At 58.6% G+C, this 12,953-nt stretch carries 12 protein-coding genes; 4 read left to right on the top strand and 8 right to left on the bottom strand.

The genetic code is table 11. The features are described 5' to 3' along the window. Positions 1-18 precede the first annotated feature (18 nt). Positions 19-936, top strand: a complete 918-nt coding sequence (locus ACQZ5Y_RS25165) for an inositol monophosphatase family protein (protein ID WP_065687430.1) — start codon at positions 19-21, stop codon at positions 934-936. 49 nt (positions 937-985) lie between these two features. Next, positions 986-1,612, top strand: a complete 627-nt coding sequence (locus ACQZ5Y_RS25160) for a dual specificity protein phosphatase family protein (protein ID WP_003518174.1) — start codon at positions 986-988, stop codon at positions 1,610-1,612. Positions 1,613-1,725: 113 nt separating this feature from the next. On the opposite strand, the gene ACQZ5Y_RS25155 is transcribed toward ACQZ5Y_RS25160, so the two are convergent. Together ACQZ5Y_RS25155 and ACQZ5Y_RS25150 are read right to left on the bottom strand one after the other, a co-directional pair. Further along, positions 1,726-3,285, bottom strand: coding sequence for a TerC family protein (locus tag ACQZ5Y_RS25155; protein WP_076845351.1), 1,560 nt, complete (start codon positions 3,283-3,285; stop codon positions 1,726-1,728). Between the two features lie 301 nt (positions 3,286-3,586). Then, positions 3,587-4,603 carry a DUF1402 family protein gene (locus ACQZ5Y_RS25150; RefSeq protein ID WP_003518169.1) on the bottom strand — a complete coding sequence of 339 codons (1,017 nt, stop codon included), beginning with the start codon at positions 4,601-4,603 and terminating at the stop codon, positions 3,587-3,589. 258 nt (positions 4,604-4,861) lie between these two features. On the opposite strand from ACQZ5Y_RS25150, the gene ACQZ5Y_RS25145 reads away from it, so the two are divergent. Next, positions 4,862-5,527 (top strand): transglutaminase-like cysteine peptidase, encoded by a 666-nt coding sequence (locus ACQZ5Y_RS25145; protein WP_111800906.1) that lies wholly within the window; start codon positions 4,862-4,864, stop codon positions 5,525-5,527. 70 nt (positions 5,528-5,597) lie between these two features. Here ACQZ5Y_RS25145 and ACQZ5Y_RS25140 read toward each other — a convergent pair whose 3' ends face one another. The 6 genes from ACQZ5Y_RS25140 to ACQZ5Y_RS25115 form a co-directional block, all read right to left on the bottom strand. Further along, positions 5,598-6,683 (bottom strand): ABC transporter ATP-binding protein, encoded by a 1,086-nt coding sequence (locus ACQZ5Y_RS25140; RefSeq protein ID WP_025595105.1) that lies wholly within the window; start codon positions 6,681-6,683, stop codon positions 5,598-5,600. Next, the gene (locus ACQZ5Y_RS25135) at positions 6,680-7,507 is read right to left on the bottom strand and encodes a carbohydrate ABC transporter permease (protein WP_003518166.1); all 828 of its coding nucleotides are present in this window, start codon (positions 7,505-7,507) and stop codon (positions 6,680-6,682) included. Before ACQZ5Y_RS25135 ends, ACQZ5Y_RS25140 begins: the two co-directional genes overlap by 4 nt. Then, positions 7,504-8,406, bottom strand: coding sequence for a carbohydrate ABC transporter permease (locus ACQZ5Y_RS25130; RefSeq protein ID WP_003518164.1), 903 nt, complete (start codon positions 8,404-8,406; stop codon positions 7,504-7,506). Before ACQZ5Y_RS25130 ends, ACQZ5Y_RS25135 begins: the two co-directional genes overlap by 4 nt. A 114-nt stretch (positions 8,407-8,520) precedes the next feature. Further along, entirely contained in the window at positions 8,521-9,753 is a 1,233-nt protein-coding gene (locus ACQZ5Y_RS25125) for an ABC transporter substrate-binding protein (protein ID WP_025595104.1), read from the bottom strand. A gap of 68 nt (positions 9,754-9,821) precedes the next feature. Continuing rightward, on the bottom strand, positions 9,822-10,724 hold the full coding sequence (locus ACQZ5Y_RS25120; RefSeq protein ID WP_065687427.1) for a sugar phosphate isomerase/epimerase family protein: 903 nt from the start codon (positions 10,722-10,724) through the stop codon (positions 9,822-9,824). Between the two features lie 12 nt (positions 10,725-10,736). Further along, positions 10,737-11,771 (bottom strand): Gfo/Idh/MocA family protein, encoded by a 1,035-nt coding sequence (locus ACQZ5Y_RS25115; RefSeq protein WP_174050966.1) that lies wholly within the window; start codon positions 11,769-11,771, stop codon positions 10,737-10,739. Between the two features lie 139 nt (positions 11,772-11,910). Here ACQZ5Y_RS25115 and ACQZ5Y_RS25110 point away from each other — a divergent pair, with 139 nt between their 5' ends. Next, on the top strand, positions 11,911-12,948 hold the full coding sequence (locus tag ACQZ5Y_RS25110; protein WP_003518158.1) for a LacI family DNA-binding transcriptional regulator: 1,038 nt from the start codon (positions 11,911-11,913) through the stop codon (positions 12,946-12,948). Positions 12,949-12,953 lie beyond the last annotated feature (5 nt).

Genomic DNA, 12,953 nt, shown 5'->3' with positions numbered 1-12,953 from the left:
GAAAAAAACAGACTGGATATGCCGATGCAAAGCCCTTCTTCGACTGAAAACAAATCTGGAAATGAGGAGGCGCTTTCCCGCTCGGTGCGGCTGATGAAAATCGCCGAAGCGGCGGCGCGTGCCGTGCGCGATCCGCTGCTGGTGGCATTCCGCTCTGATATGGCGGTGGATTACAAGGTCGATCTCCACGACATCGTCACCATTCACGACAAACGCGCCGAAGCCGCGATCCGCGCCGTCATTCTCGAACGGGAGCCGAATTCGGCGATCATGGGCGAAGAGGGTGGCCAGATCGGCAACGGCGAGGTGCAATGGTATGTCGATCCGATTGACGGCACGGCGAATTTTGCCCGTGGCCTTGCCTTCTGGTGCGTATCGATTGCCGCCGTCATCGGTGGGGAAGCCGTTGCCGGCGTGGTGTACGACCCCGTGACTGACCAGATGTTTTCCGCCGACCTCGAGGCTTCTTATCTCAACGGCGACAGGCTGCGCTCCCGCAGCGTCGCAGATGAAACCCGGGCGACGCTTATCACGGGCTATCCGGTCTCGCGCGATTTCCGGCTGGATGGGCGGGATGCGGCGCTTTCCAATTTCGGTGCGCTTGTCGAGACCTTCTCGACGCTGCGCCGGCCCGGCAGCGCTGCCCTCAGCATCGCGCATGTGGCGGCAGGCTGGACAGATGCTGCTGCGGGCTTCGGCGTCAACGCCTGGGATGTGGCAGCAGCCATCCTCATTCTCAAGAATGCCGGGGGAACATACGAGCCGCTGACCTTGGGGAAGGTGGCGGAGGGGTCGGCCGATTTTCTCTGCCCCGGCTATATCGCCACGGGCGAGGGGGCGAATTACCAGACATTGCAGCGGGTGGCGCGATCCATATCCGCAAGCCGCATAGCCAGGGCAGCGATCCCGCCAAGCCAGACGGCTGCAAACGCCTGAACAAGCAAGGACATGACGGCCGCCACATCGGCGCCGATGGAGACAAGACATGCCGCAACCGGAAAAGACCCTACCTCGCGAACAGGAAACCGGCGAATTGCCGAAGCTCAGCCGCATCTATGAGCGGCATCCGCTTTATGGCGTCGATCTCTTCATTTCAGGTAAGGAAGGCGCCAGCGATCTGAAGCTTCTGCGTGAAAACGGCATCACCACCGTCGTCAATTGCGCCGTCAATCTCGACTTCAACTTCGTGGAGCAGCCGCAGATCGTTTCCGATCATGAAGGCAGCGTCTATGGACCCGGCGAAATACGTTATTACAAGATCGGCCTGATCGACGGCGATGGAAATCCCGATACCCAGATGGTTGCGGCCCATTACATCCTGCGGGCGGCGCTCGAACAGATACTGCCCGACAAGCCGTCCTATCCCCGGCGCGAGCGCGGCAGCGTGCTGATCAATTGCCGCGGCGGCCGTTCGCGTTCCGTCGCTGTTGTTGCGCTCTTTCTGCATATGACGTTGCCGGTGGAATTCCCGACGCTCGACGATGCCATCAGCTTCGTACGCGTGAAGCGTGAGCTGCCTGAAAACGAATGGTACAAGGCGCCGAAACCGGTGCTTGCGGAAGCAGCCCGCCGCGCCGCCGGCTGGATTACCACGATCGATGCCGCCCACTAGAGCGGAGGACGGTTTTCACCGGTCGGCCGCTTGCTTGGTGATGCAAATGTGGAGACGTGCCGTTGCTTGCACGTCACGTCGCCATTTCGAAACGGGTTCGGGATTTTTCCAGCTCACGCCTCGGGAAGCGTGGTGTTCCAGACCCGGACCTTTTCGATGTTTCTGTCCGAGCAGGAAACGATCTCGAACTCGAACCCGTCGCCGGAAACACGTTCGCCGATCTCGGGAAGGCGATTGAGGCGCCAGAGGATATAGCCGGCGACGGTGGAGTAACGATCGTCCTCGTCCACCAGATCGATATCCAGCAGATAGGATACCCGTCTGACGTCGACAACGCCGTCCAGCAGCCAGGAACCGTCCTCTGCCCGTTCCGAAATCTGCGATTCCTCGCCCTCATCCGGAAATTCGCCGGCGATAGCCTCGAGAATGTCGGTAGGCGTCGTTATTCCCTGAAGCGTGCCGTATTCGTCGACGATGACGGCCATCTGGAGCGGGGATTTGCGCAGCTGCTCCATGACCTGCAACGCGGTGGCGCTTTCATGCACGACGAGGGGTTGGCGCAGCGAGCGCTCTAGGTTCAATTTGCCGTCATGCAGAAGATCGCGTAGCAAGTCCCTTGTTGCGGCGACACCGAGGAACGAATCCAGCTTGCCCTGCGCGAGCATCAGGCGGGAATGGTCGAGTTCCAGCAGGCGGTTCCTTAGCGTATCGTGGTCGGCGTCGACATCGAGCCAGTCGATTTCCGTCCGTGGCGTCATGATTGATACAACGGGGCGCTCGGCAAGCGTAAGGACACCGCGGATCATGTCCTTTTCCTCGGATTTGAACAGGTCGCTTCGTGCCGCCTGTGCCGCGATGACGTCGGCTGTCTCGCCAAGGGACTGTTCTTCGCCGACACGGCCGCCCAGAAGCCGCAGAATGGCATCGGACGTCCGCTCGCGCATATCACCGGCGGTGATGCGTTTTTCGCGATTGCGCCTGCCAATCTGGTTTGCCGCCTCGATGAGCACGGAAAAGCCGATTGCGGCATAGAGGTAACCCTTGGGAAGGTGGAAGCCGAAACCTTCGACGATCAGGCTGAAGCCGATCATCAACAAGAAGCCGAGGCAGAGAATGACCACGGTGGGGTGTTTCGACACGAAGCTCATCAGCGGCTTCGATGCTGCCATCATCACGGCCATGGCCACGCAGACGGCGGTAATCATCACCCAGAGATTGTTGACCATGCCGACGGCGGTGATGACGCTGTCGAGCGAGAACACGGCATCAAGCACGACGATCTGCACGATCACCTGCCAGAAGACGGCATGGACGACCTTGCCCTGTTTTGGCTTATGCGCGCCCTCCAGCCGTTCGTGCAGTTCCATCGTTCCCTTGGCGAGCAGGAACGCACCACCGAGAATGAGGATGAGGTCGCGCCCGGAGAAGGAGAAGTCCGCGACCTGAAATAGCGGCCGCGTCAACGTCACGATCCATGAAATCGAAAACAGCAGCAGAATGCGCATGACAAGCGCCAGCGACAGACCGACGATCCGCGCCTTGTGGCGTTGATGCGGCGGCAGCTTGTCGGCGAGGATCGCGATGAAAACGAGGTTGTCGATACCGAGGACGACTTCGAGGACGATAAGGGTAACGAGGCCGATCCAGATATTTGGATCTGCGAGGAATTCCATGGTCAGGGGCCTTTATGGGAACGGGCGCGAACGCAAAAAGCCCCGGACTGAACATCCGAGGTTGAAACCCGTTTCGTTGAAGAAAACAAGAAAGGACGAGGCTGGCTTCGCTTTACGCAAGCCAGCCTCGTTCGGTGTCGACTATCGTCGGTACTGTCGCCTTCGTCAGGCATATCGCGGAATTATCCCACTATCAGTCAATTCTTGTGCACGTGGCAGTAGCAGATTCCGGGCGGTCGGGGAAGCGTTTTGCGTGCATCATCCTTTGCGAGGCAGATTTGCAATCCTCCCTGCAAGGGCATTATCGCGTTTTTTCGCCGATATCCGAGGTGGTTCGCTTGTCGATGGCCTTGCCATCGAGGATGCCTCTCAGAACGTCGAGGCGCTCGTTGATAAGCCATCCATAGTAGTTTTCAACCGGCAGCAGGTTCTTTGCGCCTGCATCCACGGCCGTCCGCAGGCGTTCGGCGCGACGCCGGGGTTGGCCGACATTGTAGAGGGTGGCGGTGATGCCGGGATTGCCGGAAATGTCGAAGCCTTTTTCCCTGTAGGCATCGATGGAATCTCGAAGGATAGCGGCGATGTAGATGATGCTCCGGTCAGGATCCATGACGTCGCGGTAGATCTCTTTCGGCCTGTCGGCGGAGAGTTTCGGCAGACCACTGGTTCTGTTTACGAGATCGGTAACCTGCAGCGCCGTCAACGGGCTGATCTGGCCAAGACCAAAGGTCTGTCCGGCATAGAAGGGCTGGAAGAAGGCCCGCTGGAACGAAATCGCTTCATAGCTCACGCCATCGACGACCTTGCCGCGGAAACTTGCATCCCAAACGATATCGCGGCAGCTCCATTGCTCGGATGTCGTGGCAAGCGTCGCGCAGGAGCGGAATTCCGGACGCTCGAGAAACGTCTTCAGGGCAACGCCCTGATAGCTGAATTTTATATCGAGTTCCGCATAGGAAATGGCCTTGACGTAATATGTCTGCAGGCGGTCCACGGCGGTGACGTTGAAAGTGTGTTCGCCAACGATGGCGCCGACGATATGGATCGGGTCGATGCCATAGGCCGCTCCCGCCTTCCTGATCTTGCCAAGTAGACCGGGTTCGCTGTTTAGAAGATCGACCGTCTTGCGGAATTTTTCCTCATAGGTCGTGGAAAACGCCCTGGTCCTGATCGCCGAGGCCTGAGGTATTTCCGGCTGTTGGGCGGAGCGGTTTCCGGGAGGTACGACGACCATCTGCTGCGCTGCGGCATTTGAGGGCAGGCAGGCCAGTGCCAGAATGACAGCGGCCGCGCGGGTGGTCTTCGCAAACAGGCTCATGCAGCGTTCTCTAATATGTGGATTACTATTGCGTGACGGCCTCTTCATAGGCAGGCCGCCCCGGCGTGGCAAGTTCCCGCTGCTCACTTTACCGTTGCTGACCGTTCAGATGCCGTGGCTACCCCGGCGTTATCCCAGTCAACGCCGCTCCTTGTCGGGACCATCGGGAGCGGAATTATCGGGTTCGTTAAAAGTCGAGCATTTTGTTTCATGTGAACTCAAATCGCCACCGGTAGGTCATGTCGTCAGGAGACGAACATGACCCATCTCATCAAATTGCTGCAAGCATGTTTCATTCTGGCCGTCGCGGGTTTCGCTGCGCCGGTGCAGGCGTCTCCTTCGATGCAGACTGGCAAGTTCACGTCGCAGCCCATCGGGCATTACGATTTCTGCAAGCGGCATACGGATGAATGTCAGCCGGTCAGGGAAATGCCGCCGCTCAGTCTTACGCCTGATGTCTGGGCTACCCTTGTTTCGATCAACAGCGCAGTCAATATCGAAATCGACCAGCGTTCCGACATGGAAGTTTGGGGTTACGAGGACTATTGGGAGTATCCCTATAACGGCGCGGGAGACTGCGAGGACCTCACGCTGGAGAAACGGAAACGGCTTATGGATGCCGGTTTCCCGGTTTCCGATCTGCTGATCACCGTCGTCCGCGACGAAAAAGGCGATGGCCATGCCATCCTCACGGTAAGAACGGACCGCGGAGATTTCATCCTCGACAATATGAAATCGAAGATCTTTCGCTGGGACGAAACGCCCTATACCTATCTCAAGCGTCAATCCACGGAGCATGCCGGTCGATGGGTGGATATTGAAGGCTCCGGTTCGCCCGCCATCGCCGCCCGCGAGGTTGGCCGGGCCACCGCCACCTCCGCAACCACGCGCCGCAACATCCTCGACATCATCATGGGGCGCTGAAGCTTTCACCTCGTTGCGGATCGGAAAGCCCCGAAGGGCCGTCCGGTCCGGATATGCCCCATGGTTCGTTTCACCGGCCTCCGAGGCCGGCTCCGGTTTCTTCATCAAACAAATGCAGGTCGGTCGGGTTGATGTCGAGGCCGACGACTTCGCCGCTCCTGACCTCACTGCGTCCCTGTATAGCGATGACCACTTCGGTCGATGTGCCAAGGGTGAGGAAGGTGGCCGAACCTGTGGTTTCCACGGCCGAAACAGGTAACGTCAACGCCGCGCCGGTTGCGGTTCGCGGTCGGATGTGTTCCGGCCTGATACCAACGATGACACGCTTGCCGGGCGATAAGGGAGCCGGGTTTTTGATGGACTGCTGCGGCTCGCCTTCACTGAAACGCAGCTGAAGCGCCGCGCCGTCCGGGCTGACCGTTGCCGGAATGAAATTCATTGCCGGTGAACCAATGAAGCCAGCAACAAAACGATTGACCGGGCGGTCGTATAATTCCAGTGGCGTGCCCTGCTGTTCGATCACGCCGTCGCGCATGACGACGACGTGATCCGCCATCGTCATCGCCTCTATCTGGTCATGGGTGACATAGACCGAGGTGGCGTGCAGGCGGTCGTGCAACGCTCGGATTTCCTTGCGCATGTGCACACGCAGGGCCGCGTCTAGATTGGAGAGCGGTTCGTCGAACAGGAATGCCTGCGGGTTGCGGATGATCGCGCGGCTCATCGCCACACGCTGGCGCTGCCCGCCGGAAAGTTCGCGCGGATAGCGCTTCATCAGCTTTGACAGGCCTGTGGTGGCTGCAACCTCCTCTGCCGCCTTGCGGGCCTCCGATTTTGCCACGCCGCGCATGCGCAGCGAGTAGGTCAGGTTCTCCTCCACCGTCATGTGCGGGTAGAGCGCATAGGACTGGAACACCATCGCGACATCGCGCTTGCGCGGCGGCACACCGTTCATCAAAGTGCCTGCAATGCGCATGTCGCCGCTCGATATGGTTTCCAGCCCCGCCAGCGAACGCAGCAAAGTGGACTTTCCGCAACCGGACGGGCCGACGAGGGCGACGAAGGTGCCCTTCTTGATGGAAAGATGGATGTTCTTCAGCGCGTGAAAGGCACCGTAATATTTGTTTACGCCGGAAAGTTCTATCTGAAGGGTCATTTTAACGCTCCCGATGTCAGGCCGGAAACGATGCGGCGCTGCAAGAGAATGAACAGGGCAAGAATGGGCGTCACATACATGGTCGCATAGGCCATGATGTTGTTCCATTCGCTGGTGTTGGGGCCCATGAAGGAATTGAGGCCGACACTGGCAGGCTGCAATTCAGCCGCCTGGATCATCGATTTCGAATAGACGAATTCCCCGAATGCCTGCATGAAAATGAGAATGGCGCTGACGAGAATGCCGTTTCTGGCAAGCGGCAGCACGATGTTGAAGAAGGCGCCGACGCGGGAATTGCCGTCCACAAGCGCTGCCTCTTCCAGCTCCTGCGGCACCGCCATGAAGGTTGCGCGCACCAGCACCACGAAGAAGGGCATGCTTTTCGCCGCAATGGCGAGAATGACCGACAGGCGGGGATAATCCAGCAGACCCACTTGCGAGAAGCCGACGAAGATCGGCGTAATCATCAGGGATGCCGGCAGAACCTGCAGCATGAGGATGAGGAAGAGGCCGATATCAACCCAGACGTTGCGATAGCGCGCCAGCACATAGGCGCAGCCAACGCCAAGCACGGTGATGAGCGCCACGGCACTTGAAGCGATGAGCACCGAATTCCACAGATAACGGCCCATATTGCGGCTTTCCCATACATAGGCATAGGTCTGCCATTGCGGATCGGCCGGCCAGAAGCCCGGCGGGTTAGCAAACATCTCCGAGCCGCTTTTCAGCGAGGTCAGATACATCCAGTAGAGCGGAAAGAGATAGATGACGGCAAGCACGATGGCGATTGCCAGCATCAACCGGTTGCGGGTCGTGATACTCATCCGCGCACCTCATGCCGTGTCGAGCGCACATAAACGACGGAAGCCAGCATGACGAAAACGATCATGATGACGGAGATCGTCGCGCCCTTGCCGAAATCATATTGCCGGAACGAAAGATCCCAGGCCCAATATTGCGCTACGTTGGAACTGTTGTTGGGCCCGCCATCGGTGATGGCGGCGAAAAGATCGAACTGCTGAAGCGTGAAGATCAGGCCGAGCGAGATGATCGCGCCGATGGTGGAACGCATCATCGGCAGGGTGATGGTGTAGAAACGCTGCCAGGCGTTCGCGCCATCCAGCTCCGCCGCTTCGTAGAGATCACCGGGGATGGAGGCGAGGCCGACAGAAAGAAGGATCATGTTGAACGAGGTGCCGAGCCAGATATTGGCGATGACCACGGCCCAGAGCGAAAAATTCGCGTCCGATCGCCAGAAGATATTGCCTGAGATCATGCCGCTTTCCCGCAGGAAGAAATTCAGCACGCCGAAATCGCCTGACAATATCCAGTTCCAGATCGCGCCGACGACGAGGCCGGGCATGACCCAGGAAACGAGGAACAGCCCGCGCAGCCAGGTGGCGCCGGGAAAGTTCACCCAGAAGAACAGCGCCAGACCGAAGCCGATCGCGAATTGCCCGGCAATCGAGGTGACGACAAAGGTGACGGTGTTGAAAAGGATCGGCAATGTTTCCGGTTGCCGGAACAGGTCGATATAATTCTTGAAGCCGACGAAGGGGCGCACGAAGGTGCCCAGGCTGAACATGTCGACTTCCTGAAAGCTCATGACGATGTTGTAGATGAGCGGCAGCCCCGCCATGACGAACAGGAAGCCCAAAGGAAAAGCGACAAGGATGAGGTCGAAACCACGACCGTCGCTGACGCTGGAAAACAGTTTTTTCATGAAACATCCTCACAAGCTCCGATCGGGGCCGCCGCTGCATTAAGCAGCAGGCAGCCCCACCGGGAGGAACCCCTTGGATGGGGCCGGGTGAACCCGGCCGCCCGCCCAGACAGATCAGCCTTCGATCAGCTTTATCTTTTCAGCGGCCTGATCGAGCGCGGCCTTCGGCGTCATCTGACCCGACAGGGCGCCCTGGATAGCGTCCTGGATCGCCTTGGAAATCTTCGGCCATTCAGGCGAGGGACCACGCGGCTGCGCATATTTGAGTTGCTCGATAAAGGTCTTGAGCGCTTCGTCCTTCAGCGCGTTGCCGGTGGGCGGAACGGGAATATCGGAACGCGCCGGCAATTGCCCGAAGTTTTTGAACATGTCCTTGTCCTGCGAGGCGAAAAATTCGATGGCCTTGAAGGCTTCGGCGGGATGTTTGCTCTTGGAGAAGATCGCCCAGTTATAGTCGCCCATGGCCGAAGACCGCGGCGCGTCCGGCGTCGGAACCGGCAGTAGCGTTACGCCCCAGTCGAACTTGGCGTCCTTGAGCATGCGGTCGATTTCCCAAGGACCGGAGATCGCCATGGCCGCGTTGCCGGCGTTGAAGGTGGCGGTGGAATCCCACTGGCTGCGCGTCAGCGTATCCGGCGAGGCCAGCTTTTCACTGAGAAGGGTCTTCCATGTTTCAAGCGCCTTCACCGCGCCATCGGTATTAATGTTTTTGTAGGTGGCGCCGGCCATCTGCGCCCATGGCAGAAACTGGAAGGTGCCTTCCTCGTTGGCCTTGGCGCTGAAGCTGATGCCGTAAACATTCTTGGCGGGGTTGGTCAGCTTGCGGGCAGCTTCCACAAGCTCGTCCCAGGTCTGCGGCGGTTTTGCCGCATCGAGACCGGCTGCCTTGAACAGGTCCTTGTTGTAATAGAGTGCGATCGTATTAGTCGCCTTCGGAACGCCGAAATATTTGCCGTCCCATGTTACGGATTTCAGCGGACCCGGAAAATAGTTTGCCGTCTTGATGACGTCCGACTTCGCAATCATATCCGTCACGTCAAGAAACGCGCCACGAGCGGCGAACATGGCGTGGTTTGGGTTGTCGATGGCGATGATATCGGGCGCGTTGCCGGTCGAGTAGGCGCGCATGGATTCGCTCACCACATCATCGAACTGCAATTGCCGGTATTCGATCTTGATGCCGTTATTGAGCTTGTTGAACTCGTTTACCAGGTTGGGTGCCGGCTGGATGTCCCTGTCCAGCGACCACAGGGTCAAGGTCACATCTTCCGCATGCGCCACCATCGCACCGGCGGATACGCCTGCCAGAACAAGCGCACCGGCGATCATGCATTTCGCGATACCCATAATAATCTCCTCCTCTTGGTTATCGTCTCTGCAATTACTGGAAGCCTTCTCCCAAAGGCTTCCATTCCTCAGGTGGGATCGACGACAAAATCGCCGCCCCGGCAATGTTTCAGATAGTTCAGGCCGTGTACCTGTCCCGTCATTTCCAGCGCGTCGCGATAGACGGGGTCATGCCAGCCTTCGATGTCGATCGAGCCGGACCAGCCGGCCAGGCGCAGTTCCGAAATAATGTCCGTCCAGTTGCTGTCGCCGAAGCCCGGCGTGCGCATGAAGACGAATTTTTCCTTGCCGAAAATCCCATGCTCACGAATGACATCCCAACGAATGGTCGCATCCTTGCCGTGCACGTGGAAAATCTTGTCCGCCCATTTGCGGATCTGCGGCAGCGGATCGATGAGATAAACCATCTGGTGGCAGGGTTCCCATTCGATGCCGATATTCTCGTCCGGCGTTTCGTTGAACATCAGTTCCCACGCATCCGGATTATGGGCGATGTTCCAGTCGCCGGTTTGCCAGTTGCCGTCCATGGCGCAATTTTCAAAGGCGATCTTCACGCCCTTGTCCCCTGCGCGTTTGGCAAGCTCGCTCCAGATTTCCTTGTAACGGGGCAGGCTCTCGGGCAGCGGCTTTCCGCGTAGGCGGCCGGTGAAACCGGCAACGCAGGTGGCACCGAAGTGATGAGCATTGTCGATGCAGTCTTTCCAGCCCTGCAAGGTCTGAAGGTCGATTTCCGTTTCCTCCAGCGGATTGCCGAACATGCCGAGCGTGCCGATGGTGATGTCGCGGTCACCGATCGCGTCAAGTGAACGCTTGCCAAGCTCGGCAAGGTCCTGGCCGTTGGTCGTCTGCCAGAAGAACGGTTCGAAGCTTTCGAAACCAAGATCGGCTATCTGCCCGATGCGTTCAGCTGCCTGTCCCTTGGTGGCGCTGACCATGGTGCCGATGCGGATGGATTTTGCCGGATTGCTCACGTCTGTCGGTCCTTATGCTGCGATGGAAACGCGCTGGCCGATGCGGGCGCTTTCAATCGCGCCGATCACCATTGCCAGGCTGTTGATGTTGTCGAAGGAGGCCGTTTCCGGCATCTGGCCGGTATGGATGGATTGAAGAAACGAGAGTATGACGCTGGCGTGGCCGTGCGTATCCTTCTCGGAAATACTGTCGGAAACGTTTACGGTCTTGAATCCGCGTAGAAGACCCGGCTCTTCGCCGGCGACGGATGCGGAGAAATTGTCTTCGCCGTCCCAGAGGATCATGCCCTTGGAGCCAATCAGCCGCCAGCGGGCCTCCCAGCTGGTTCTTTCGCCTTCCGCGCACCAGGAGCCGCGATAGGTGAAGACCACATCGTTGGAGAATTCGAATATGGCATTGGCGCTTGCCCCGTGGGCGTACCAGGAGCCTGCCGGATTTTTCTCCACGCAAAACACGGAGAGCGGCTTTTCATCGGCGACGAAACGCGCCGCATCGAAAGTGTGGATCGCCATGTCGAGAAGAAGAACGTTCTTCATCTCCTCGCGGAAACCGCCGAAGTGGGGTCCGAGGAAAAAGTCGCAGTGAATGGCCGTCAAATCACCGATAATGCCGTCTTCCACGGCCCGGCGCAGCCGCCGGATGCCGGAGATAAAGCGCCGGTTTTGCACCACAGCATGAATTTTTCTGGCCTTTTCCGCCAGTTCCACCAGCTTTTCGGCTTCTTCCATCGAGGCCGCAAGCGGCTTTTCGCTGAGCACATGGCACCCGGCTGCAAGACCGGTTTCAACCACGGCATACCGTGCCTGCGGGATGACGACATCGAACAGGATGTCGGCTTTGGTCCGTGCGAGAACATCGCGGAGATCGACGCCGATGATGACGTCGGTGAGGGAGAATTCTTCGGCAAGCGCGCGTGCCGTGTCTTCGTTCAGATCGACGAAGCCGACGATCTTGATCGCGCCGAGAATGTCCGGCGTCGATTGAATGGCGCGCAGCCAGCCTTTGGCCATAGCTCCGCACCCGCATAAAACGGCATTATATGTCATCTTCTCTCCCCGGTCTCTGGGCAAACTCCTCTTTGCGCAGAGCGTCGTAAACGTTTACGACACTAGGATGATCATGTTAGATATGTCAATACCGTTATTGGGGACGCATATTTCGTACCCGGCTCAGGAGGGGGAGTGCATGAAAGGAATTCGTCAGCTTGCCGATTATCTGGAGATATCGATAGGCACCGTTTCCCGTGCCTTGAACGGCAAGCCCGACGTTAACGAGGAGACGCGGCGGCGTGTTCTGGAGGCGGCGGAAAAACTTGGCTATGTCGCAAACCAGTCAGGCCGCAGTCTCAGGCAGGGGACGACTAACGTCATCGGCCTGATGACCGGCAGCGACGCGCAGACGGTGGAGAACTCCGACAACTTCTTCATGGGAGTGACGGATGGTTTGCAAAGCGTGTTTTCCGCTCACAATCTCGATCTTATCGTTCTGCCGTGTCCCGGTGAGGAAGACCCGGACGAATATCTCAAGCGCATGGTGGCGCGCCGCATGGTGGATGCGATGATCATTTCCTCGACACGCCGTGTCGATAAGCGTGTCGATTTTTTAAAGCAGACCCGCTTGCCTTTCGTAACGCTCGGCCGCACCTCTTCCAGCGCCGATCATGCGTGGATCGATCTCGATTTTGAGGAGGTTGCGCGCAGTGCCGTCAACCGGCTCGCCGCTGCCGGCCATCGCACCATTGCGGTTGCCGCACCCGATAGCGACGTCAATCTCGGTTATGTTTTCATGGACGGGTACCGGCGCGGACTGGAGGAGAACGGCATTGCTTACGATCCCTCTCTGGTCATCCGGGCGAAATCGAGCGAGCAGGGCGGATATCACGCCGCCAGCGAGTGGCTACAGATGCGGCCCCGGCCAACCGCGCTTGTGCTGATCTATGAGTTGATGGCCCTTGGCCTTTATCGCCGTCTGGCGGAAGTGGGTCTGAAACCGGGACGGGATCTTGCGGTCATCGGTTTTCGTGATGGTCCACGCGGCCAGTTTCTCGAACCGCGATTGACCAGTTTCCGCATGTCCCTGCACGATCTCGGTGTAATGGTCGCCCAGACGCTTCTGTCTACAATGCCGGCCTATGCGCCGTTTTACCCAAATCAGGCGCGTTACTGCGTCTGGCCGATGCAGCTTGTCGCCGGAGAGAGCGACCCAGGCCCCGCATCATTATAGGCGTG

This window comes from Agrobacterium sp. A3-95 (assembly GCF_053521785.1).
This window is presented reverse-complemented; position numbering and strand designations above follow the sequence as displayed.